This is a genomic window from bacterium (assembly GCA_024226335.1).
Lineage (GTDB): Bacteria > Myxococcota_A > UBA9160 > SZUA-336 > SZUA-336 > JAAELY01.
Window position 1 is genome coordinate 127,975 of record JAAELY010000118.1, and the last position, 23,571, is coordinate 151,545.

24 protein-coding genes are annotated in these 23,571 nt (G+C 62.7%); 22 read left to right on the plus strand and 2 right to left on the minus strand.

Features of this window, described 5'->3' with window-relative positions; genetic code table 11:
• Positions 1 to 2 precede the first annotated feature (2 nt).
• From GY725_05460 to GY725_05495, 8 genes are read left to right on the plus strand one after another with little or no spacing between them, the layout of a single operon-like run.
• Positions 3 to 962 (plus strand): DUF58 domain-containing protein, encoded by a 960-nt coding sequence (locus GY725_05460; protein ID MCP4003624.1) that lies wholly within the window; start codon positions 3 to 5, stop codon positions 960 to 962.
• Positions 959 to 2,029: a hypothetical protein gene (locus GY725_05465; GenBank protein ID MCP4003625.1), complete on the plus strand. Its 1,071-nt coding sequence runs from the start codon at positions 959 to 961 to the stop codon at positions 2,027 to 2,029. The genes GY725_05460 and GY725_05465 overlap by 4 nt, the downstream gene beginning before the upstream one ends.
• Positions 2,022 to 3,047, plus strand: coding sequence for a VWA domain-containing protein (locus tag GY725_05470; GenBank protein MCP4003626.1), 1,026 nt, complete (start codon positions 2,022 to 2,024; stop codon positions 3,045 to 3,047). Before GY725_05465 ends, GY725_05470 begins: the two co-directional genes overlap by 8 nt.
• A complete protein-coding gene (locus GY725_05475; protein ID MCP4003627.1) occupies positions 3,044 to 6,445 on the plus strand; it encodes a VWA domain-containing protein in 3,402 nt (1,133 codons plus the stop codon). Before GY725_05470 ends, GY725_05475 begins: the two co-directional genes overlap by 4 nt.
• The gene (locus GY725_05480; protein MCP4003628.1) at positions 6,442 to 8,235 is read left to right on the plus strand and encodes a protein BatD; all 1,794 of its coding nucleotides are present in this window, start codon (positions 6,442 to 6,444) and stop codon (positions 8,233 to 8,235) included. The genes GY725_05475 and GY725_05480 overlap by 4 nt, the downstream gene beginning before the upstream one ends.
• Entirely contained in the window at positions 8,232 to 9,026 is a 795-nt protein-coding gene (locus tag GY725_05485; protein ID MCP4003629.1) for a hypothetical protein, read from the plus strand. Before GY725_05480 ends, GY725_05485 begins: the two co-directional genes overlap by 4 nt.
• Positions 9,027 to 9,054: 28 nt before the next feature.
• Positions 9,055 to 9,840, plus strand: coding sequence for an enoyl-CoA hydratase (locus GY725_05490; GenBank protein MCP4003630.1), 786 nt, complete (start codon positions 9,055 to 9,057; stop codon positions 9,838 to 9,840).
• Between the two features lie 14 nt (positions 9,841 to 9,854).
• Positions 9,855 to 10,574, plus strand: a complete 720-nt coding sequence (locus GY725_05495) for a hypothetical protein (protein MCP4003631.1) — start codon at positions 9,855 to 9,857, stop codon at positions 10,572 to 10,574.
• 77 nt (positions 10,575 to 10,651) lie between these two features.
• On the opposite strand, the gene GY725_05500 is transcribed toward GY725_05495, so the two are convergent.
• Positions 10,652 to 11,917, minus strand: a complete 1,266-nt coding sequence (locus tag GY725_05500) for a DegT/DnrJ/EryC1/StrS family aminotransferase (GenBank protein ID MCP4003632.1) — start codon at positions 11,915 to 11,917, stop codon at positions 10,652 to 10,654.
• Between the two features lie 23 nt (positions 11,918 to 11,940).
• Between GY725_05500 and GY725_05505 the strand changes: the two genes are divergently transcribed.
• Genes GY725_05505 through GY725_05535 form a run of 7 tightly spaced genes read left to right on the plus strand, consistent with a single transcriptional unit; the run spans position 11,941 to position 16,617 of the window.
• Positions 11,941 to 12,780, plus strand: coding sequence for an alpha/beta hydrolase (locus tag GY725_05505; protein MCP4003633.1), 840 nt, complete (start codon positions 11,941 to 11,943; stop codon positions 12,778 to 12,780).
• Positions 12,777 to 13,934: a thiolase gene (locus GY725_05510; protein MCP4003634.1), complete on the plus strand. Its 1,158-nt coding sequence runs from the start codon at positions 12,777 to 12,779 to the stop codon at positions 13,932 to 13,934. The genes GY725_05505 and GY725_05510 overlap by 4 nt, the downstream gene beginning before the upstream one ends.
• Entirely contained in the window at positions 13,934 to 14,377 is a 444-nt protein-coding gene (locus GY725_05515; protein MCP4003635.1) for a Zn-ribbon domain-containing OB-fold protein, read from the plus strand. The genes GY725_05510 and GY725_05515 overlap by 1 nt, the downstream gene beginning before the upstream one ends.
• Positions 14,374 to 15,000, plus strand: a complete 627-nt coding sequence (locus tag GY725_05520; GenBank protein MCP4003636.1) for a PHP domain-containing protein — start codon at positions 14,374 to 14,376, stop codon at positions 14,998 to 15,000. The genes GY725_05515 and GY725_05520 overlap by 4 nt, the downstream gene beginning before the upstream one ends.
• Positions 14,991 to 15,440, plus strand: coding sequence for a MaoC family dehydratase (locus tag GY725_05525; protein ID MCP4003637.1), 450 nt, complete (start codon positions 14,991 to 14,993; stop codon positions 15,438 to 15,440). Before GY725_05520 ends, GY725_05525 begins: the two co-directional genes overlap by 10 nt.
• Positions 15,437 to 15,847, plus strand: a complete 411-nt coding sequence (locus GY725_05530) for a hypothetical protein (GenBank protein MCP4003638.1) — start codon at positions 15,437 to 15,439, stop codon at positions 15,845 to 15,847. Before GY725_05525 ends, GY725_05530 begins: the two co-directional genes overlap by 4 nt.
• Positions 15,848 to 15,855: 8 nt before the next feature.
• A complete protein-coding gene (locus tag GY725_05535) occupies positions 15,856 to 16,617 on the plus strand; it encodes a glucose 1-dehydrogenase (GenBank protein MCP4003639.1) in 762 nt (253 codons plus the stop codon).
• Between the two features lie 45 nt (positions 16,618 to 16,662).
• Here GY725_05535 and GY725_05540 read toward each other — a convergent pair whose 3' ends face one another.
• Positions 16,663 to 17,841: a CoA transferase gene (locus GY725_05540; GenBank protein ID MCP4003640.1), complete on the minus strand. Its 1,179-nt coding sequence runs from the start codon at positions 17,839 to 17,841 to the stop codon at positions 16,663 to 16,665.
• Between the two features lie 41 nt (positions 17,842 to 17,882).
• Between GY725_05540 and GY725_05545 the strand changes: the two genes are divergently transcribed.
• From GY725_05545 to GY725_05575, 7 genes are all read left to right on the plus strand, one after another.
• Positions 17,883 to 18,755 (plus strand): amidohydrolase family protein, encoded by an 873-nt coding sequence (locus tag GY725_05545; GenBank protein MCP4003641.1) that lies wholly within the window; start codon positions 17,883 to 17,885, stop codon positions 18,753 to 18,755.
• A gap of 10 nt (positions 18,756 to 18,765) precedes the next feature.
• Positions 18,766 to 19,425: a PaaI family thioesterase gene (locus GY725_05550; GenBank protein MCP4003642.1), complete on the plus strand. Its 660-nt coding sequence runs from the start codon at positions 18,766 to 18,768 to the stop codon at positions 19,423 to 19,425.
• A gap of 123 nt (positions 19,426 to 19,548) precedes the next feature.
• Positions 19,549 to 20,730 carry an acyl-CoA dehydrogenase gene (locus GY725_05555; protein MCP4003643.1) on the plus strand — a complete coding sequence of 394 codons (1,182 nt, stop codon included), beginning with the start codon at positions 19,549 to 19,551 and terminating at the stop codon, positions 20,728 to 20,730.
• Positions 20,731 to 20,792: 62 nt separating this feature from the next.
• Positions 20,793 to 21,773, plus strand: a complete 981-nt coding sequence (locus tag GY725_05560) for a hypothetical protein (GenBank protein ID MCP4003644.1) — start codon at positions 20,793 to 20,795, stop codon at positions 21,771 to 21,773.
• Positions 21,770 to 22,903, plus strand: a complete 1,134-nt coding sequence (locus tag GY725_05565; GenBank protein MCP4003645.1) for an acyl-CoA/acyl-ACP dehydrogenase — start codon at positions 21,770 to 21,772, stop codon at positions 22,901 to 22,903. The genes GY725_05560 and GY725_05565 overlap by 4 nt, the downstream gene beginning before the upstream one ends.
• Complete coding sequence (locus GY725_05570) at positions 22,900 to 23,313, plus strand: acyl dehydratase (GenBank protein ID MCP4003646.1); 414 nt, start codon at positions 22,900 to 22,902, stop codon at positions 23,311 to 23,313. The genes GY725_05565 and GY725_05570 overlap by 4 nt, the downstream gene beginning before the upstream one ends.
• A 1-nt stretch (position 23,314) precedes the next feature.
• A partial coding sequence (locus tag GY725_05575) for a lipid-transfer protein (protein ID MCP4003647.1) occupies positions 23,315 to 23,571 on the plus strand: 257 nt, incomplete at its 3' end.

A 23,571-nucleotide genomic window follows, 5' to 3' on the forward strand; every position in this document is an offset into this window, starting at 1 on the left:
TAATGCTGGCCCGCGAGATCATCCAGCGCGTCCGAGAGATCCAGGTGCGAACGGGCCGCCAGGTGGCGGACGTGTTGGCAGGTGAGTACGAATCCGTGTTCAAGGGACGCGGTCTGGAGTTCGACGAAGTGCGTCCCTACGTCCCCGGCGATGATGTGCGCATTATCGACTGGAAGGTGACGGCGCGTATGGGTGAGCCCTACGTGAAACGCTATGTCGAGGAACGGCAGCTCACGCTCATGCTGATGGCCGATGTCTCCGCATCCCAGGATTTCGGCTCGGCGGGTCGTTCCAAGCGCGAAGCCGCTGCGGAGTTGTGCGCGTTACTGGCGTTCTCCGCGACGCGCAATGACGATAAAGTGGGCTTGACCCTGTTCCACGGAGACATTGAACAGTTCATCCCACCGCGCAAAGGTCAACGCCACGCTCTGCGCGTCGTACGCGAGGTTCTCGCACACGGTCTCGATGAGGCGAACGAGAAAACGCCCCAGCCCGGATCGGGCCCGCGCTCCTGGTTCGCTCGGGGGCGACGCCTTCGCAAAGCGCGAGAAGCCACCGAGATCGCCAATGCGCTGCAATTCCTGCTTTCGGTGACCTCGCGCAAGACGGTGTGTTTCGTGGTCAGTGATTTCTTTGACGAGAACTACGAAGAGGCCCTGCGTACTGCGAATCGAAAACACGACGTGATCGCGGTTCTTGTGACGGATCCGCGCGAACTGGAACTTCCCGGAGTCGGTCTCGTGGCTCTGGCTGATGCAGAGACCGGCCGTGCGCGCGTCTACGACACGGCGTCGAGCGGATTTCGCCGCGAGTTCGAAAAGCGGGCTCGGGAACGCGTCGAAGGACTCGAGTTTCGCCTGCGTCGCTCCGGGATCGACTTCATTCACATTGATGCAGCCGGTTCCGTCGTCGATCCCCTGGTGCGTTTCTTCCGCATGCGCGAGCGCAGGATACGCCGATGAAGTCTGCGAGCGTCGTTCGGATGGCAACCGTCTGTCTGCTGGCCTTCGCTGGGCCACTTTCCGCGCAGACTCCGGAGCCCGATGAGCCCCTGTCTTCGCAATCGCCACAACCCGGCGCACCACTGGCCAGGACCAGCCAACGGGGGCCAGTCACGGTTACGGTCGGGCTCTCTCCGTCTCAGCCCGTGATCGGCGACGAGCTGAGTCTGAAAATCGAGGTATTGGCCGAGGAAGCGGTCGAACTCTTGATGCCGGAGTTCGGGGAAGCCTTGGATCGTTTTCGAGTGATCGATTTTTCGCAGAGCGAATCGGTCGATCCGGACGGTCGCACGCGCGCGGTACAGACCTACACGCTGGCTTCGCCGATGTCGGGCAAGCACAGGGTTTCCCCATTGCTGGTCGAGTTCGTCGATCGTCGTCAGGGAAAAACTCCGGCTCCAGAAGGGGAGGACGCCTACGAGATATTGACGGAGCGATTGGATTTTGAGGTCGCTTCCGTTCTGCCCACCGATGCCGTTGCCAAACTGCCTTCGCCCCCGGGTCGGCTCGAGCCTCTGGACCGCGCCGTCTCGGGAGTCTGGGGCCTGGTCGTCGGGATTCTCGTGCTTCTACTCGCGGCGGTGTTTTTCGGGCTGCGCATACTGCAGCGACGACGCGCATTTGCTCTTCAGCGAACCGCCTGGGAAATCGCCGACGCGCGTCTGCTCGCCTTGCTCGCCGAAGGACGCCCCGAAGACCTCGCTGCGGTCCAGGCCTTCTATGTCGAGTTGTCTGATCTCGTGCGCACCTACCTGGAAAACCGATTTGAACTCCGCTCACCCGAGCTGACGACCGAGGAGTTTTTCGAAGTGGCGCGCACGTCGCCCGATCTGACGCCAGAGTTGCAGGCGCTTCTGCGGGATTTCCTCGAGCAGGCCGATCTGGTGAAATTCGCGCGCCACCAGCCCGGAACGGCCGAGATGGATGCCGCACTCGAATCGGTGAGAAACGTGCTGGAAGCCACTCGGGACGTCGAGGAACGGGAAGAGCCCGTTTCACTTCTCGGTCCGGAGCCCGCGCATGGCTAGTTGGGAGCTTCGGGATCCGCTTTTCCTGCTCGCCGTCGTGCTTGCACCGCTGGTCTACGTGCTGGCCGCCGGTGTGAATTCCTCGGTCACCTACTCGAGCCTCGAGATTGCGGATCGCTCGCCCATTTCCTGGCGCGCCAGACTCTCATTCACCCCGGCTCTGCTCCTCAGCCTTTCCGCGCTCCTCCTGGCGATTGCGCTCGCGGGACCGAGAACTGGCGACGCGACGACTACCGTGCACCGCGAGGGGATCGCGATTGCGCTGGTCGTCGACCAGTCTGGATCGATGGAGGCGCGGGATTTCGTCGAGGGCGATCTCAGTCTGAGCCGACTCGATGTGGTCAAGAATATCGTCCGAGAATTCGTGGCCGGGGGCGAAGACCTGCTGGGTCGCGCCGATGACCTGCTGGGTCTGGTCGCGTTCGCGCGTTATGCGGATGCACTCTGTCCGCTTACCCTCGACCATCTGAATCTTCTGGCGATTCTGGACGAGCTCGATATCGCACGCGCCCGCGGAGACGATGGAACCGCCGTCGGCGAGGGGCTGGCGCTCGCCGTCGAGCGTCTTCGCCGACTCGAGGACGTTCCTTCCAAACTGATCATCCTCTTGACCGATGGAGTCAATAATTCCGGCGCAATCGAACCACTGCAGGCGGCACAACTAGCAGCTGCGCACGATATTCGTGTCTATGCCATTGGCGCCGGTCGTACGGGACGCGCGCCCGTACCCGTCCAGGGACCCGATGGCCGTGTCCACCTGCAGCGTATGTACGTCGAACTCGATGAGAAGACGCTGAAGGCCATCGCCGAAAAGACGGGTGGACGCTACTTCCACGCCGATTCGGCTGAGGCATTGCAGCAGGTCTACCAGGAGATCGATCAGCTCGAACGCAGTGAGATCAGCGAGGTTCGCTACCTGCAATACACCGAGTACTACGGCGCATTCACACTCGCCGGCCTGATCTTTCTGGCACTCTCCGGCCTATCCGGTGGAACCGTGTTCCGGAGACTTCCGTGAGCGACTTCCAGTTCGCCGAAGCGCATTGGATCCACGCGATCTGGGCCGTCCTGGCTTTCGGTCTCCTGCTGTTCTGGTTGGAGCGACGCGCGGGCAGCGCACTCGATCGCCTGCTTTCACCACTTCTGCAGTCCAGACTCGTGACACGCGCGTTGCTGGGACAGCGTCTGGTGCGCGCTTGTCTGCTGACGCTCGCTGCGATCTTTGCCGTCCTGGCGCTGATGCGACCGCAATGGGGAGTGCAGTACATCTCGACACCGCGCTACAGCGCGGAACTGATGATCTGCCTGGATGTCTCCCGGTCGATGCTCGCAGAAGACGCGGTGCCGAACCGACTCGAACGTGCGAAGGCCGAGATTCGCGATCTACTTCCCTATCTGGAAGGTGACCACGTGGGGCTGATCGCCTTTGCCGGTCGCGCGAGCGTGGTCGCACCCCTGACACCCGACTTCGGTTTCCTGCGACTCGTTCTGGACGGTATCGGCCCCACAAGTGTCTCGCGCGGGGGAACGCGTCTTGAAGAACCGATTCGCCGGGCGCTCGCCGGTTTCAGGGCCAGCGGCGATATTTCCCGCAGCATTCTCTTGATCACCGACGGTGAAGACCAGGATTCCTTCCCGCTGGAGGCCGCGCGCGAAGCCGGGGAGCGCGGCATCTCGATCATCGCGATCGGATTCGGCTCGGAAACGGGTTCTACGATTCCGATCACCGATCCCAAGACCGGCGCGCAGACCCTGGTTCGCGACTCCGACGGTCGAAACGTCATCTCGCGGCTCGACGGCGAGACTCTTCGCGAGATTGCGCTGCTGACCGGCGGGGCCTACGTGCCCGCGGGAACCGGCGTCCTGGATCTGGAGTCGATCTACGAACGCCATATTCAGGCACTTCTACGCGGCCGGATCGACGATCGCGGTCGCGCGGTGCGACAGGAAGGTTTCCAATGGGCTCTGCTTGCAAGTCTGCTCTGTCTGCTGGCGAGCGTACTTGCAACCTCGAGCTTCGCCCGAGCCGGCCCGAAGAGTGGGGCGCTGGATTCTACACCTTTGTTGTTGGTGCTCGGGTTGCTCCTTTCCGCACCGGCCGTCAACGCGCAAGAGATCCCGGCGGATCCGAACGCGCCGCCCGGTCGTATTCCCGAGCTTGCCGCTCCGCGTCCCATGGAAGCCGAACCGCAAAAGCCGCGCGAGGTCTACAACCGGGCGCTGGAACAACTGGATCGTGGAGAGCTGGACGAATCTGAATCTGCTCTTCAAGAAGCGCGCACGCGCGCCGGTACCGACGGTGAACTGCGCTATCGAGCGGCCTACACCCTGGGGTACGTCGCCGCTGCGCGCGCCGATGCACAGCTCGAAAGCAAACCGCAGGAAGCTCTGACCAGCCTCTACACAGCTGCTGACTGGTATCGCGATGCAGTTCGCCTGCGACCAGAAGATGTTGAAGCGCGCAAGAGTCTCGAGGTCGTACTGAAGCGCGTCCTCGTACTCGCCGATTCACTACGCGATCCCGAAGACAAGAAACTGGAAAACCTGCTCGACGCGCTCATCGTCGCGCAGCGTGAAACCGTAGGCCTGCTTCGTGGACTGCTCGAGCGCGCCCAGGCAGACCCCGAACTCGTTTCGGGCGATGCTTTGCGCAGTGCATTTCGCACTCTCTCGGCAACCCAACGGCAGACGCTCTCCGATGGAGACGCACTGGCCGATCGAGCGGATGAAGAGCGTGCGGCACTCGCCGAGAAGCCGCAGGAAGAACTCGCGGCCGAAGAGGGAATTCGTTTAGCTCAACTCGAACAGCTCATGCACTACCTTCTGCGCGGACGCGAGCGCATGGGACAGGCGCGGCGAGAGCTGCGACAGAAACGAGCGGAGCGGGCCTACCGGAGGGGCGCCGCTGCACTCACCGAGTTGAAGCGCGCTCGCGACCAGCTGGACGATCCCCTGGCCGTACTCGACGCTGTGATACGCGATGCCGCGGAGCTGGCCGCGTACACCCAGACACTGCTGTCCCTGCAATCGGCGACCGGTCTGAGTGAGGACCCGTCCGCGCCCCGCGAGACACCGGCCTGGCTCACCCAGAGGTACCTCCTGGAGTCTCAGCAGGGAGTGGGCTTGCGCACTCGCGAGCTGCACTCTCGCCTGTCTGCGGGAATACCGAGCGTGGAAGCTCGGACCCAGCAGGAACCCGATCCCGAGGCCGAGCGTTTTCTGAAGAGCTTGAAAGAAGCGGAGCCGCTGATCGACCAGGGCGGGTTGGCCTTCGAGCGCGCCGACACAGCGTTTGAGGTTTTGGATACGGAGGCGGCCGCGAGCGAGCAGAGTGTGGCAATCATGGCATTGATCGAAGCGCGCGAGCGCTTCCTGGATATTCGCGGCTTGATCGATGTAGCCCACGGCGGTCAGAGGCGCATAGGGGCGGTTCTCTCCCCGGAGCGGGATTTTTCTCGAGAACAGCTCGCGGAGTTCTATCCCGTGTTGAGAAGTGCACAGGGGAAGAATCTGGAACGCGCCGATCACATGGGCGCTCTGATCGATGAACAGATCGAAGCAGACGCGCAGAAGACGGCTGACGATCTGGCGAACGAAGACCGGAGCAAGCAACTCGAACTCGCCAGGTCGATCCTGGCTCTCGCCGACGATGCGATGCACCGCATCCACGACCAGCTACCCGACCCGAACGCGTCCCGTCCGCAGGCACCCGACGTCGCGGGTCTGCGTGAGCAGAACGAACGCGCGGTCGAGAGCCTGGAGGCTCTTCGCCGGATCTTCTTCTCTGTGGTCGAGCATCTGCGCGAGACCGCGGAGAGCCAGCAACGGCTGAACGATGAGACGGAGGAAATCGCAGCTCTGGGGGTCGACCCCAACTCGCCGCCGCAGGTCGAGCCGCTGCTTCCCCGCCAGGAAACTCTCGCGAAGCGCGCCGACGAAATCGCCACGGCCCTCGAGGAGCAGTCTCGACAGGATCCCGAGGCGCTCGTCGACCCCGGCGCCGCCGCACTTGGACCCGACGCCGAAGCTCAGGGTGAAGCAGATCGGTTGCGACGCGCCGCTGAACTCGTGCTGGAGTCGAGCACGGCGATGGGCGATGCAAAGGCCAAGTTGGGATTGGCGCCGCCCGAACTGGATCCTGCACGCGAGCAACAGGATCAGGCCCTGCAAGGTCTCCTGCAGGCGCTGGCTCTCTTGCAACCGCCCTCGCAAGAACAGCAAGAGCAGCAGGAACAAGAGCAAGGAGAGGGCGAGCAAGAGCAGAACGCCAGTGAGCCCGAGGCCGGTGAGCCCGAAGAGTCTCCCGCCGATCCCGGTCAGCTCCTGCAATCGGTCAGGGATCGCGAGGCCGAGCGCCGAGAGCAGCGCGAGCAGCGCCGCAGGGCCGGCTACGATACGGTGGAGAAGGACTGGTGATGCGCCGCGTCCAGATCGCTCTCGCGTTTCTTCTCGTGCTCGCTGCTTCGGCACCCGCGGCAGCTCAGAAGGCCTATTTCGAGATTCCGCGAAGAGAGTATTTCGTTGGGGTGCCGATCGAGATCTCGCTGGTCGCGGAGCAGTTCGAGGAAGATCCGAGGCCGAAGGTCAAGGTGGCAACACCTGCGGGTGCGGCGCTCACGCAATTCGGTTACGCGCCGAACGTCTCGACGTCGGTTTCTGTGATCAACGGTCGCATGACCCAGACCCGCTCTGTGCGATTGATATTTCGCTATCGCTTCACGGCCAGTGAACCCGGGACCTACAAGATCGGTCCCTTCGAGGTCGAGCAGGACGGCACCACCGCGCGGACCGGGGTCGCAGAGATCGAACTCCGCGAAGTTCCCATCAGCGATGAAGTCATGATTCACCTGGAGCTTCCGCAGCGCGCGATCTACCCGGGAGAACGCGTTCCCGCGCGGATCCACTGGGCGATTGCCTGGCGCATGCGCAAGAACATCGCGAACTACACGGTGAGCGTGCCTCTGTTTCAATTGACGGATGCATTTCAGTTCGTCGACGAGGAACTCGGTCAGGACGACTCGAGACTCGAGGTCGTGACGCCTTCGGGTCCGGTCAATCTCAAAGCCAGCCGGGCTCAGCGCAAGATTCGCGATCGCGATTTCATCATCTTCTCGGCCGAACGCACACTCGTACCTCTGCGGGCCGGAGAATATGCCATGGAGCCCGCACGCGCCGTGGTCAAGGAGGTTACGTCGTGGCGGCGAGGAATCCTGGGCAGTCGAAAGCCCGGGTCGACGCGCACCGTGCGCGCAGATGGGCGTCCAATACGACTCGTGGTCAAACCCGTTCCCATGGCGGGTCGACCTCCGAGCTTCGCCGGCGCCGTCGGAGTGGGTTTCAGTCTCGATGTCAGTGCCGATCGCAGTGTGGTTCAGGCGGGCGACCCGATTACCTTGACTCTGGTGCTGCGCGGCGGCGGCAATCTCGAAGCGGCCGGTCTGCCGAACCTGGCGAATGCCGGTCTGTCCGAAAGGGAATTCCGACTCCCCTCGGGGGAAAGCGCGGGCAAGATAGATGCAGCGAACAAGACGTTCCGCGTCCAGGTGCGCGTCGTAGATTCGGCCGTGCGAGAGATTCCCGCGCTCTCGTACTCGTTCTTCGATCCCCAGACCGGGGCGTTCGAAACGGTCGTTTCCCGACCGATTGCCCTGTCGGTGCGCGAGGCGAACACGATCACCGCTGAAGACGTGGTGGGCGGGAGTGAACTCCCGGCCGACACGCCATCCGATGAAGAAGCTTCGAGTGCGGCGCAAGTTTCGCTGCATTTCACGGGAGCAGATCTCGCGATCGTGACGGACCACGCGCGACTCCTGCGCGCACGAAATCAGGTCGGCTTGCCGCCTGTAGCGCAGACGGCCCTGTACTTGGGCTCATTCGTGTTGGTGGGGCTTGCGTTTGTGGGGCGAAGGAGGCGAGACGCGGATCCCGAGCTCGTGCGGCGCGCGAGAGTCCTGCGCGAATCTCTTCAGGCGATTCGCAGCGCCTCGGGCGGTGCTCGTTCGACCGCCACAGCGACGATTGCGGAATCGCTGCGCGCGATGCGCCGCGCCAGCAACGGAGTGCCGTCGGCGGAACTCGAAGCCTTCCTGGCAGAGTGCGAGGCCGTGATCTACGCGCCCGATGGAGGCGGAGACGCAGCACTGGATGACTCCTTTCACACACGTGCGCTGGAACTCGCGAGAGAACTCGCCGAGGCGGCGAAATGATAGGTGTACGTGTTTCGATAATGCTCGTGTTTCTGCTCTGCTCTTCAGCGGTCGGTGCGCAGACCGCTGAAGAGCGTCTGTCTCGCGCGCTCGAAGCATACGCTCAGGGTTTGGAAGAAGGCGATCGGGACCTGCGCCTGGAGTCCTTTCGGCGCGCCGAAAGGAACTTTGCGGCGGTCATCGATGACGGAGTCGAGAACGCAGACCTCTATGCGAACCGCGGGAATTCCGCACTACTCGGAGAACGCCTGGGACCGGCCGTGCTGGCGTATCGTCGCGCCCTGCAGATCGATCCCGACCATCGCGTCGCCCGCCAGAATCTCGAACACGCTCGAACGCTACTGCCCTCCTGGGTCCCACATCCGCAGCCGGCCGGTGTTCTCGACACCTTCTTCTTCTGGCATCGCGCCCTGTCGCCCGGGGAACGCACCGGCTTCGCCGCGTGGGCGTTCGGCGCCGCCTGCCTGCTCTTCGCCGGAGCGGTCTTCTGGCGCCGTCCCTGGCTGCGCAACCTGGGCTGGATCCCGGCACTTTTCTGGCTAGCCGTCATCGTTTCACTGGCCTTCGACCGCTTCTCGTCCCGGCCCGACGAGGCCGTGGTCACCACACCGGAAGTGGTGGCTCGCGCGGCGGATTCGATCAATGCACCCACGCGTTTTTCACGCCCTCTACCGGCCGGGGTCGAGGTGCAGGTACTGGAACGCCGACAGGGCTGGACCCGGGTCGGTCTGGCCGATGGGCGCGATGCCTGGCTGGCGGCCTCCGCCATCTCGAGGGTCAAACGGGACTGAGCCGACCGGCTTGTTACAATCCGATTCGATGGGTGGACGCGTTTACGCAGAAAAGGCCGGGCACGTGGGGACGATCGTCTTCGATCATCCCGAGCGGCGAAACGCCATCTCGGCGCAGATGTGGCAGGAGATTCCGGCTGCGGTGGCTTCGGTTGCCGACGATTCCGAGGTGCGGGCCGTCGTCCTGCGCGGAGCCGGCGATGTCTCCTTCGTTTCGGGTGCCGATATCTCGGAGTTCGAACAACGCCGTGCGGGCGGAGACGGAGCCGCCGACTACGACCGCGTGAGCGGACTCGCCTTCGCCGCGCTTCTCGGGATCGAGAAGCCAGTGATCGGATTGATTCACGGCTTCTGCGTGGGCGGGGGCATGGCAATCGCCTTGTCGGCGGATCTGCGTTACGTGGCAGACGATGCGCGTTTCGCGATTCCTGCGGGTCGCCTCGGACTGGGGTATTCGAGCGCGTTGCTGGAGCCTCTGACGCTACTCGTCGGTTCCTCGGCCGCGAAGGAGATCCTGTTCACAGCCCGCCAGTACGATGCCAGCGAGGCTCTGCACATGGGACTGGTCAACGCGGTGAAGCCCAAAGCCGAACTCGAAGACTTCGTTGCCGAGACCGCCGGTCGGATTGCTGCGAACGCGCCGCTCACGCTGCGCGGGGTCAAGATCGCAGCCCGCGAACTCGCCCACGAGAAGGCCGAAAGAGATATGGGGGCGATCGCGGCTGCCGTGCGCGCCTGTTATGACAGTGATGATTACCGCGAAGGTGTGCGCGCTTTTCTCGAGAAGCGTCGGCCGGCCTTCGAGGGACACTGACAGGGGCATTGGGAATGAGAGTCAGCCTGATTGGCAACGATCTCGATGGGCTGCGCAAGCTGCTCTCCCGTTTCGACCTGGAAGAAGTCAGCCAGGACCCCGAAGTCGTGATTTCGCACGGAGGCGACGGCACCCTGGTAGGTGCTGAGCGCCTTCTGCCCGGAGTTCCCAAGGTTCCGATCCGCAACTCGGAGGTGTGTCGCAAGTGCAAGCGGCACGAAACGCGCACGATCCTGAAGCGCCTCTCGGCTGGCGAGCTGGTGGAGTCCCGGCACGCCAAGGTAGAAGGCGAAATCGCCGGTCGACGAAAACTCGCGATGAACGAGGTCGGGTTGCACATGGATAATCCGGCTTCGGCCGTGCGTTTCCTTCTGTCGGTCAACGGGCAGGCCTATGTGGACGACGAGATCATCGGAGACGGTCTGGTGGTCGCAACGCCCTTTGGTTCCACGGCGTACTTTCGTTCGATTACCCGCGGAACCTTCCGCCACGGTCTGGGCCTGGCAATCATGAACTCGGTCAACCCCGTCGAGTGGGCGGTTCTCGATCCGCGCGACACCATCGAGGTCGAGATCACGCGAGGCCCAGCAGTCATCCTGTCGGACAACGATCCCGAGAAGTGGCCGCTACAGACCGGGGATGTGGCGGAGTTCCGGCTCTCGAGCAAGGCCGCCCTGGTCCTGGGACTCGACGCGCTGCGCTGTCCTGATTGCCTGCTGATTCGCGCCGAGTAAGGAAAGAAGCAGAAAACCGGACGACTGCAGTGCGATCAGCGACCACTGCAGCGCGATCAGCGACCACTGCAGCGCGATCAGCGACGACTGGGCGCGCCCGCGGGCGGCTGCTCGCGCAACCGGGCCGCGTTTCGGGACAGCTTCGCGAAGGCCTCTGCGATGTCGCCGACATCCGACTCATCGCCCAGGAAGAGTTCATGCGGAAGCCAGATCGACTCCTCGTAGGCGGCGTGTCTCGCGCGCGGGAAGCTCAATCCCGAGAAGTCGATGCCCGCTCGCGTCAGTGGATTGGTTCGCGTGTCCGCAGCCAACAACGGGTCTTCATTCAGTGGCGCGTAGAACTGACCCGAGCACGGCACGCCCTCCGCGCGCAACGCATGGATCAGATGATCTCGGGGAACGCCGGAAAACGCATCCGCCTGGTAGCGCACGATGAACTGATAGGCCGTGCGCTGCGTGATCCGTTCATCGCGAAACAAGGGTTCCAGACCTGTGATTTCCGCAAGGGCTGTTTCCAGCTGCTCGACGCCTCTCTGCCTTCGTCGATGCTGATTCGGTAGACGCACAAGTTGACAACGAAGAGCGGCCGCCTGCCATTCGGTCATGCGCAAGTTGTAGCCGAGCATCTGCTCGGGAAACCCGTCGTATCCGACTTCCTTTCGCCCACAGTTCACCAGCGAATTCACACGTTGCGCCAGCACTTCGTCGTTCGTCGTTACGGCTCCACCTTCCCCCGCAGTCAAGAGTTTCGACGATTGCATCGAAAACGAACCCAGGTCGCCAATCGAACCCGCGCCGCGCCCGCGCCATTGCGCGCCGTGGGAGTGCGCGCAGTCTTCGACGAGCAACAAGCCGCGCCGCTGGGCGAGGTCTGAGAGGCGATCCATATCGGCCATCGAGCAGGCCAGATGCACCGGCATCAGGGCTTCGGTTCGCGGTCCAATCGCAGCCTCGACCTGATCGCAATCTATACAGTAGGTGTCGGGGTCGATATCGACGAACACGGGGACGGCTCCCGCACCGATGATGCCCCCGGCCGTTCCCACGAAAGTATACGCAGTGGTAATGACCTCGGCGCCCGGCTGGATGCGCGCCGCCTGCAGAGCGAGCGAAAGCGAAAATGTTCCGTTCGCACAAGGCACCGCGTACTGGGTGCCGATGTACTGCGAGAACTCGCCCGAGAAAGCCCGAGCCTCGGTGTTCGGGCTGGGAAAGCCACCCCAGTTGCCCGAATCGAGCACACGCGTCAGCGCTTCCCGCTCTTCAGCCCCGAATTCCGGCCAGCGCGGCCAGGCTCGGGTTCGGACTGAATGGCCGCCGTGGATCGCGAGTTCGCTAGACACCTTCACCCCTCCCAAATTGACACGTGAATCAGCGCCAAAGTACCCTGCTCAGCGTGCCCAACAAGTACTTCTCCATAGACGGAGTTGCGACCTTCGTCCACCACTCCGGAACGACCACTCTCCCCGGGGTGGTTCCGGATACGCAAGCCGGTGAGACAGTGGTCTGTCTGCACGATATCGGAGGCAATGGAGCGGAGTTTCGCGGATTGCTCGATGGGCTCGAGGGCGCTCATAGCCCGTTTGCCTTCGACTTCCCTGGGCACTCGCGTTCCGGGGAACTCGACAGTCTTGGTTCGATCGCGCGCATGGCGGAGTTCCTCGGCGAGTTCTGCTCAGTGCTTGGGCTCGAACGACCCGTGCTGCTCGGTCACGGGATGGGGGCCGCCGTCGCATTGCAGTACGCGCTTTCTTCACCCGCCTCGGTTCGAGCTCTCGTGCTCAGCGCTGGAGCGGCTCGCTTCGATATTCCGGACGATCGCATCGAGGGATTGCGGCGTATCACCGAAGGGAAGGCGCAGCGACAGTTCGATCGCTCGATCTATTCGCCTGCTACGGGTCCCGAGATCATGCGGGCTTGTTTCATGGAGTCGGTCAAGACCGATCCGCGCGTCGCGTATGGCGACCTGCTGGCGTGCAAGGACTGGGATGGGTCTGCGGATCTGGGCGGACTCGATCTGCCCGTGTTGATCGTGTGGGGAGAAGACGCGCAAGACACGTCGAAACAGGATTCGGTCCTGCTGGCCGAGAGGATTTCCGGAGCGAAGAAATTGGAGATTCCGAAGGCGGGGCACGCGTTGCTCCACGAGCAGCCTGCTGCACTGGTCGATGGGGTTAGCGGCTTTCTTTCGGAGCTTCAGTCATGAGTTTACGGGGACAGATTGCGATTGCGGGTGTTCACGAGCACCCCACGCGCTGGGCGCCGGACAAGAGCGAATTTCAGATCATGGCCGAGAGCGCCCGAGGCGCACTCGCGGACTGTGGACTGGATCTTTCCGATGTCGATGGCCTGTTTGCAGCCAGTATGTCGATGGGCGCGATGGGGATCGTATCGCTGGCCGAGTACCTGAATCTCAAGCCCCGTTACCTGGACGGAACCAATATCGGAGGTTCCTCCTTCGTCTCACACGTGACTCACGCCGCGGCTGCGATTCACGCGGGCTTGTGCGATGTCGCGCTCGTTCTGTACGGGAGCACGGCTGCTTCGAATCGACTCGCGATCGGAACTGGCCTGGGGGGCGGCCGCGATGCCTCGGCCTCTTTCGTTTCTCCTTACGGATTGACGACCGTCGGAAGCTACGCGTTGATCGCACAACGCCATATGCACGAGTACGGGACCACTTCGGAACAACTCGCAGAGATCGCGGTCACGATGCGCAGGCACGCCGGGCTGAATCCGGCCGCCAAGATGCGCGCGCCGATCGATGTACAGGACGTCCTGGACAGTCGGATGATTTCGGATCCGTTGCACTTGCTGGACTGCTGCATCATCAGCGATGGCGGGGGGGCAGTCGTCGTGACCAGCACCGAGCGCGCTCGCGATCTCGCAAAGCCCGTAGTGCGGATCGAAGGTTGTGGCGAAGCGGTGTGTCATCCTGAGATCGCCCGACCCGATCTCCTGAAGATCGCGGCGAACCAGTCGAGCGAGCAGGCTTTTCGCATGTCGGGTGTCACCCACGATGACATCGACCTGTGCACGATCTACGACAGTTTCACGATCACGGTGCTGGTCACACTCGAAAACCTGGGCTTCTGCAAGCGCGGGGAGGGCGGTTCCTTCGTCGAGGGCGGACGCATCGGACTGGGCGGGGAGTTGCCGATCAACCCCGACGGTGGCGGTCTTTCTTCGAACCATCCGGGAATGCGTGGCATCTTCCTGGTGATCGAAGCCGTCCATCAATTGCGCGACGAATGCGCCGAACGGCAGGTCGCTGGAGCTCGAACGGCGTTGGTTCACGGAACTGGCGGAACACTCGGCGTTGCGCACAGTGGTGCGACGCTGATCCTGGCGAGAGATTGATGGCCAAGGAAGTCAAACACCCCGAGAGATTGATGGCCAAGGAAATTCGACACCCGCAGCCGACCTTCGACGAGGAAACCCGCGCGTACTGGGAAGGTGCTGCGCGTGGTGAGGTCGTATTGCAGCGCTGCAGGGAGTGCGGAACGATCCAGCACCGCCCGCGCGCCCTCTGCGTGTCGTGTTTTTCAGATTCGATCGAACACTTCGTGGCGAGCGGACGCGGGCAGGTACACACGTTCACGGTTACCCGCCAGAACCAGGCACCGCCTTTCCGGGAAGCCTGTCCCTACGTTCTGGCCTACGTCGAACTCGAAGAAGGTCCGCGGCTCCTCACGAACATCGTGGCGTGCGATCCCGAGACGGTGCGCATCGGCATGCCGGTGCAGGTGGACTTCGCTCCGAGCGAGAACGGTCTGGCCGTCCCTAGGTTTCGCCCTGCATGATCCTCGATCTACACAACCACTCGATCAAGTCAGACGATGGGCGGGCGAAGGTCGAGAACTACTGTCAGTGGATTCGCAAGCGCGAACTGCCGATCGATGGTTTCGCGCTCACCGAACACCGCCTATTCGACGACGAGGCCGACTACCGCAAGCTCGAAGACGAGTTCGGCGTAGCCATCCTGAAGGGCAGCGAAGTCGAGACCGACTACGGGCACGTACTGGTTTTTGGGGTCAACGAAGATCTGCTCGCTGCATTCGATTTCTCGAGAGTGGATCTACCGCTATCGCTCGTGCTCGAATCGGCGCAGCGCTGTGGCGCGGTCGCGGTGCCCTGTCATCCGGGCAGAACGCGCGTGGGTCTGTGCGCTCACATAGAAGAGCACGGACCGGTAGACGGGGTGAAGATCATCGAGACCCTCAACGGCGGAAGCCGCGAGCGCGAGGACCAGCAGGCGATGGAGCTGGCCCAGTGCTATGACTACGGGGGAATCGGGGGAAGCGACGCGCACATCGTCAGCCACGTAGGCCGTTGTGCGACCCGCTTCGCGAACGAGATCCGAAACGAGCAGGATCTGGTGGGTGCGCTGCGCAGCGGCGATTTCGAGGCGGTGTCGTGGAAGTAGATGTAAAGGCGCTGAAGCGCGACTGGGCCGGAATCGAGTTCGACGTGGTCGAGGTCGAGGGTAAAACCCAGGACTTTCTGGACTTCGCAGAAGCGTGTGGCGAGACGGAATCCCGCTTCGTGGATCCGGAGGATGCCGATTTCCAGGCGCCTTCGACTTTCACATCCCGTTTCGTGGGACGGCGCATGTTTCCCGACCGTTTCCCCAAGATCGGGGACGGTTTTGGATTCGATGCGGGAAAGTGCGTATTCGCGCACGCGCCGTTCCGGCCGGGAGACGTCCTGACCGCGTCGAGCAAGATCCACGACATCTACGAGAAGACGGGGCGCTCTGGACCCATGGTCTTCATCGTGCACCGCATGGAGTTCGTGAATCAGACTGGGGTGCTCGTTTCGGTGGTCGACTGGCGCATGGTGCAACAACCGGAGCGGAAGCGATGAGTCAGTCACGCAGTTTCGATCAGGTGGAGTTCGGAGAAGAACTCGAAGAGATCGTTCCCGATGTCAGTCTGGCGACGGTCCAGCGCTTTACGCGCATGGCCAAGATGGACTTCGCGCGTTTCAACGATCACGAGCAGGCGAAGAAGGAAGGTCTGCCGGGCGCGATCGTTCCCGGGATCATGAGCCAGGGCCTGTTGGCGGCGCTGATTCACCGCTGGGCGCCCGGTTCGAAAATTTCGAGGATCGATACGGTCTTCCGCGCCACGGTACTCGTGGACTCGCAACCCCGGTGTCGCGGAGTCGTGACCGATAGGGACGAAGAATCCAAAACCGTCGAGATCGATCTGACGATCGTCAATGAAGCCGACGAAACCCGTGTCATGGGCACGGCGAGCGTCGAGTTCTAGGATTCGAAGTGGCAGGGCTGGTTGACGGAAAAGTCGCGCTCGTTACCGGTGCCGGATCTGGAATAGGCCTGGCCTGTGCGCGTCTTTTCGCGTGCGAAGGCGCTCGGGTCATCGTGTCCGACCTGGACGAGGCCAGTGGGGAAGCCGCGGCCGAAGCGATTTGCACGGATGGTGGTGAGGCGAAGTTCGTGCGCTGTGACGTCCGCGACGAGGCTCAGGTCGAACAGTTGATTCGCGCTGCGAGCGATACCTACGGTCGGCTCGACTGTGCCCACAACAACGCGGGTGGCCCCGCTGGCGGTGGACCCGTACACGCCCTGAGCCTCGAAGACTGGAATCAGACGCTCGCTCTCAATCTGAGCGGCGTCTTCTTGTGCATGAAGCACGAGATCCAGGTCATGCAGGCGCAGGGTGGCGGTTCGATCGTCAATACGGCGTCGGGGGCGGGCGTGGTTGCGACTCCGTTTCTGGCCCACTATTCCGCCGCGAAACACGGCGTGCTCGGTCTGACCAAGACGGCCGCGCGCGAGAACGCACAGACTAATGTGCGCATCAACGCAGTCCTGCCCGGCAGCATCGATACGCCCGCGCTGCGCGCCTGGATGGACCAGGGTCCCGAAGTCGCCAAGGGCATCTTGCGCAGTCAGCCGGGCGGTCGGCTTGGCCTGCCCGAAGAGATCGCCGAAGCGGTCGTGTGGCTCAGTTCGGACCGCGCTTCGTTCGTTCACGGTGAATCGATGATGGTCGATGGTGGCGCGATCTCTCGTTAGTCGAGGCGGTCGGAACTTTCCGGCCAGGCAGAATTCAAAGACGGACTAAGCCTGGAGCACGACTCTTGCTTCGATCAGACGCTTGATTTCTGCTTCGCTGTAACCGACTTCCGCCATGATCTCGCTGGTGTGTTCTCCGGGTTTTGCGGGGGGGCCAGAGATCTGTCCATCGGTCCGGCTGAAGCGGGGTGCAGGTCGCGGTTGCGCGGCACCTGCGACCTCGACGAAGGTTCCGCGCGCGCGATTGTGTGGGTGCTCGCGCGCTTCGGCGATCGAGAGCACGGGCGCAAAGCACACATCGCTGCCTTCCATGCGTTCGCACCATTCGTCTCGCGTACGGGTCTTGAAGATCTCGACAAAGCGCTTCTTGAGTTCGGGCCAGTGCGATTGATCCATCTGTTCGGGCAGGTCCTGATCGGTGAGTTCGAGTCGTTCCAGCAACTCCGCGTAAAACTGCGGTTCGATCGAGCCGATCGACACGAACTTTCCGTCGCGGGTCTCGTACACGTCGTAGAAGTGCGCACCCCCATCGAGCAGGTTCGTGCCCCGTTCTTCGTTCCAGAAGCCCGTCTGCTGGGTTGCGTGGAAGATCGTCATCAGGGCGGCCGCCCCGTCGACCATCGCTGCGTCGACCACCTGTCCCTTGCCAGAGCGTTCGCGTTCGAGCAATGCGCAGACCATGCCCCAGGCCAGGATCAGACCTCCGCCTCCGAAGTCCCCGACCAGGTTCAGCGGAGGTGTCGGGGGCTGGCCTCTTCGGCCGATTGGCTCGAGTGCCCCGGCCAGGGCGATGTAGTTGATGTCGTGACCGGCGGCCTGAGCGAGTGGACCGTCCTGGCCAAATCCGGTCATGCGTCCAAATACCAGCCGTTCATTGCGCGCCATACACACCTCCGGTCCTAACCCCAGGCGCTCCATCACACCCGGTCGGAAGCCCTCGGTGAGTCCGTCCGCGCTATCGACGAGGCGCAGAATCAACTCGACGCCCTCCGGCTGTTTGAGATCCGCGGCGATGCAACGGCGCCCGCGACTCAAGAGATCAAAGGCCGATCCGCCGCCGCCAAACATGCCTTCCACGGGCTTGGCCACGCGAATCACGTCGGCGCCCATGTCCGCGAGCATCATGGCCGCGAACGGTCCCGGTCCTATTCCCGCAATCTCGATGATCTTCAATCCGCTCAGTGGGCCCACGGTCACCTCGTGAAAATGATCTGACTCGTGCATGATGCCACCTCGCTCGTGCGAAGTGTGTGAAGGAGTTCGGAATGACCATGCCCGAAGGCATCGGGATCATCGATCTGATGCTCAGCATCCCGACCGACGATACCCGCAGCTGGTACGAGTTCATGCGACCGCTGCTGCGAGACAAAGAATCTCTGCAGATGTTCGAGATGCCAGCGGAGTACATGTTCAAGAACATCCCGAACTACGAACCGGGTGCGGATTTTGTCGGGCTCGTACTCCAGGAGATGGACAAGTACGGCATCGAACGCGCGATGATCGATATCGGCTCGGAGGCCGAGATCGTGCAGCGTGCGCTGAGCGAGCATCCAGAGCGCTTCTTTGGCAGCTACGAGGTCAACCCGAACAACGGCATGGAAGAGGTCGCCAAGCTGGTGGCGTTGCACGAGCGCTACGGAATCAAGGCCGTGACTGCATTTCCCGCGGGACTGTGTCCACAGGTTCCGATCAACGACAAGAAGTTCTATCCGATCTACGCCAAGTGCGTGGAACTCGATGTTCCCATCTGCGTCTGTGCGGGCGTGCCGGGGCCGCGTCTACCCATGGGGCCGCAGAAGGTCGAACAGATCGATGAAGTCTGCTGGTTCTTTCCCGAGCTGAAATTCGTCATGCGCCACGGTGCGGAACCCTGGACTGAACTGGCGATCAAGTTGATGCTCAAGTGGCCCAATCTCTACTATATGACGAGCGCCTTCGCGCCCAGGTACTACCCCAAGGACATCATCCAGTATGCGAACACGCGCGGTGCCGACAAGATCTTGTACGCGGGCTATTTCCCCATGGGTCTGACCCTGGAACGCATCTTCCAGGAGATGCCCGATGTTCCCTTTCGCGATCACGTTTGGCCGAAGTTCCTGCGCGAAAATGCGCAGCGCGTTTTCAAGCTGGACGACTGAGCGGAAGCCGATGAGCGATCCAACTCCCAGATCTCCGCGCTATTCCTTCCCGGCCCCATCCGAACTCGTCGACCTCGGGGCCGCATTGCGAGGGATGCTCGACACCATGCTCTGGGTCGACGAAGAGAGCCCCGGAGTTCTCGAAGACCTTCGGGCGGCAACCCGAGCCATCGAAGCCGATACGCAGCGCCTGGATCGCCATCGAGTGAAAGGCGAGGGGCTTCGGCTGGGAATACCGGAGGAGTCCGGCACGGGACGGCGTTATTACGTCCAGGGACCCATGATCGGAACCCACCATCCGATGTGTCCGGAATTCGAGATCGCCCTCGAAGGAGACGTGACGCGCGGCCGGCTGAGTTTCGGACCCGCCTTTGAGGGACCTCCGGGCTGCGTGCACGGCGGTTTCGTCGCCTTTTTCTTCGACGAGATCCTGGGTTTCCACAATCTGGCGACCGGGACCCGCGGCATGACCGGCGCCCTCGATCTGAAGTACCGGCGGCCAACGCCGCTCGACACGGAGCTCGAGTTCCAGGTCCGCACTGCACTCGCCCAGGGGCGCAAGGTGCGCGTGATCGGGGAGCTGAGCGGCCCGGACGGGGTGACCGCACAGGCCGAGGGCCTGTTCATCGAGCCCGCCCAGGGTTTCCACGACCATGTCATGAAGCGCTGAGCCCAGCTGGCCCCCTGACCCTACTGGACTTCCCCGGCAGCCCGCGCCATACTGCGAAAAACTGAAACGTGTTTCATTTTCGTTTCTCAAACCCCGTTTTCTTGCCTCAATTTCGGGTTTCGGATGTTCATCGACTTCACCCCCGACCAGAAGAAACTCCGACTCGAGCTACGCGAGTACTATCGGAAGCTGTTTACGCCCGATCTGCGCCGTCGGCTCGACGAGGAATGGGATCAACTCGGGGGACCGGCGTTTCGCGAGGCCGTCGGGCGCATGGGCAAGGACGGCTGGTTGGTGATCGGCTGGCCCGAGGAGCACGGCGGCCAGGGTCGCGGGCACCTCGAGCAGTTCATCTTCTGGGATGAGACCTACCGCGCGCGTGCGCCGCTGCCCTTGATCACGGTCAATACCGTGGGCCCCATGGTGATGCAGCACGGAACGCAGGCCCAAAAGGATCTCCTGCTGCCCAAGATTCGCGATGGGGAGCTGATGATCGGCATCGGCTACACCGAGCCGAGTGCCGGCACCGACCTCGCTTCGCTGCGCACGACCGCGGTACGCGATGGCGATGAGTGGTTGATCAACGGGCAGAAGATCTACACGACTCACGCACAGGACGCGGACTACATCTGGCTGGCGGCTCGGACCGACCCCGAAGCGCGCAAGCACGCGGGAATTTCGATCATCCTGGTGCCGACCGACGTGCCTGGTTTTTCGTGCACGCCGATCCAGACAGTGGGCGGAGAACGCACGAACGCAACCTATTACGAGAATGTGCGCGTGCCCGTCGAGAACCTGATCGGCCCCGAGAACGGCGGATGGGGATTGATCACGGGCCAGCTCAATCTCGAGCGCATCACCCTCGCAATGCCCGGTTCCGCGGACCGACTGCTGGAGGAGGTCTGGGCCTGGGCAGCGAACACGCAGGCGCCCGAAGGCGGTCGCATGATCGACCAGGCCTGGGTGCAGACGAATCTGGCGCGCGTGTACGCGAAGCTGGACGCACTCAAGCTCTTGAACTGGCGTTCGGCCTGGTCCATCGACAACGGCTCACCGGCGATGGCCGATGCATCGGCGGTCAAGGTGCTGGGCACGGAAATGATCATCGAGGTCTACAGGCTCCTGCTCGAGATCACCGGCGAAGCCGGTCTGGTGCGGCGTTCCCAGACGGGAGCCCTGTTCGGCGGTCTGCTCGAATCGGCCTATCGCCTGGCCATGGTCAATACATTCGGCGGCGGCGTGAACGAAGTCATGCGCGACATCATCGCGATGGCGGGGCTCGGTCTGCCCCGGGCGCGCCGCTGAATCGGACTCCTACGTGAACCTGCGCGGCGCGTCTTCGCCACCGTGCACCATCAGAGGATGCAATGCCGCTCACTCCCGAGAAGAAGAAGGAACTCGAAGCCGAGCTTCAGAAGTTCGTAGGCAAGCCGATTGGCCCGCCGGGTGTGGGGCGGGATCTGGTCAACGAGCCGATGATTCGAGCCTGGTGCGATGCGATGGGCGATACGAACCCCGCCTACCTCGATACCGATGCGGCATCGAAAACGGTACACGGCGGGATCGTTGCGCCTCCGACGATGCTGGACGCCTGGACCATGGACGGTTTCTCGATGGCCGAAGGCTACGACGAGCCCAGGAACGAGCAACACCGCTTGCACAAACTGCTCAACGACTACGGCTACAGCGGTGTCGTCGGTACAGATACTGAGCAGAGCTTCTTGCGCTATTTGCGACCGGGCGATCAGGTTTCGGCCGAAACGATCATCGAGGCGGTTTCCGAGGAGAAGGCCACGGCCCTGGGCATCGGTTATTTCATCACCACGCGCACGATCTTCCGCGACCAGAACAGCGAAGAGGTTGGCTGGATGACCTTCCGCGTGCTCAAGTTCCTGCCACAGGAACAGGCGCAAGCGCCGCTGGACGAAACTGGCGCGCCGCAGTCGCCCGGACGCATCCGTCCCCCCATGGGACACGATAATTCCTGGTGGTGGGGTCTGGTGAACGACGGTGTGTTCCCGATCCAGTCGTGCAATTCCTGTGGTGAGTTGTACTACCCGCCGCGCCCCATGTGTCAGAAGTGCCGGTCCATGGAGATGGGCTGGGTCGAGGCTTCGGGTCGAGGAACGGTTCACACCTACACCGTGATCCGTCACCCGCAGTTTCCCGGCTATGATTTCCCGATCTGCGCAGCCCTTGTGGAACTCGAAGAAGGGACGCGCATCGTTTCAAACATCGTGGATTGTGAGTTCGAGGACGTGCACATCGGCATGGCGGTGCAGGGCTTCATTCACGAAGACGACGACGGTTTCAAGCTGCCGTTGTTCCGCCCGGCGAGCGCGTCGTGAATTTCGATCTGAGCGAAGAGCAGCAGACGATCGCCGAGCTTGCGCGCGAGATCCTGGTCGCGGAAGCGACGCACGAGCGCGTCAAGGAGATCGAGAAGAGCGAAGCCTGGTTCGACCTCGAGCTCTGGATGAAGCTGGCTGAAGCGAATCTGCTCGGTATCGCCATCCCTGAAAGCTTCGCAGGCATGGGCTTCGGTTTCGCCGAGATGTGTCCGCTCCTGGAAGAGCTGGGCCGCCAGTTGCCTCCGGTTCCGGCGCTTGCCACGCTTGTGCTCGGCAGCCTGCCACTGGTCGAGTTCGGAACCGAGGCCCAGCAATCCGAGTATTTGCCCAGGATTGCCTCGGGCGAAGCGATCGCGAGCGCGGCCCTGATCGATGCGGATTCCGGCAGCGCGTCGACTCCGGCGACCCGGGCGCGCGCAGACGGCGGCGGTTTCGTACTCGATGGAGGCAAGCGCGGCGTTCCCTGGGGAGATCGTGCCGACGTCATTCTGGTGCCTGCAAGCACGGATGACGGCGTGCGCGTGTTCCTGCTCGATCCCCATGCCGACGGGGTCGAGGTGACCTGCGATTCCATCTCCACCGGCGAGCCGATGTGCGATCTGCACCTGCGCGGCGTACGCGTCGCTGCGGAAAGCGTTCTCGGAACGGATGCAGACGGCGTCGGTTTCATCGAGTGGCTGGAAGAGCGGGCTCTGATCGCGATCTGCGCGATGCAGGTCGGTGCCTCGGCGCGGGCACTCGAGATCACTTCAGACTACGCCCGCGAACGCGAGCAATTCAATGTGCCGATCGGTTCATTCCAGGCCGTGCAGCATCGCGCCGCCGATGCCTTCATCGACCTGGAAGCCATGCGCTGGACCATGTGGCACGCGGCCTGGCGAATTTCTCAGGGCCTGCCTGCGCGGCGCGAAGCATGGGTCGCAAAGTTCTGGTCGGCCGAAGCGGGTTCGCGAATCGCGAATAGCTCGCTGCATCTACACGCCGGACTCGGCTCCGACGTGGACTATCCGATTCAACGCTATTTCCTCTGGTCCAAAGCTCTCGAGCTGAACCTGGGCGGCGCCACACGTCAGCTGGCGCGCCTGGGTCGCGACATGGCGAGGACCGGTCCACAGGAGCAGGTATGAGTTCGCTTCGATTCGCAGACGTGAAGGTGGGGCAGGAGTTGCCCCCGCTCGATGTTCCCCTGACTGCCGCCATCATCGTCGGTGGAGCGATCGCTTCGCGCGACTTCACTCCCGTGCATCACGACCGCGGCGCCGCCCAGGCCCAGGGGTTGAACAACGTGATCATGAACATCCTGACCACCAACGGCTACATCGGACGTTTCGTCACCGACTGGGCGGGTCCGGATGCCACACTCACAGGCGTGAAGATTCGACTGGGTGCGCCGAATCTGCCCGGGGATGTGATGAAAATGAGCGGAACCGTCCAGACCGCAGAACAGGGTGTGGTCGAGGTCGCTGTCGTGGGAAAGAACGCCTGGGGAAACCACGTGGAGGGCACGGTCACCCTGACCCTGCCGCTGGAGAACTGAGATGCCCACGACCCTGAAAGACGAAGCCGCGATCATCGGTATCGGTCAGACCGAGTACTCCAAGAACTCGGGAGTATCGGAACTCTCGCTCGCGGTCGAGTGCGTTTCCAAGGCGATCGAAGATGCGGGGATCGACCCGAGTGAGGTCGATGGCCTGACCAGTTTCACACTCGATACGAACGACGAAGTCGACATCGCGCGCGCGGTCGGGATTGGCGACGTGACGTTCTACAGTCGCATCCCGTACGGAGGTGGCGC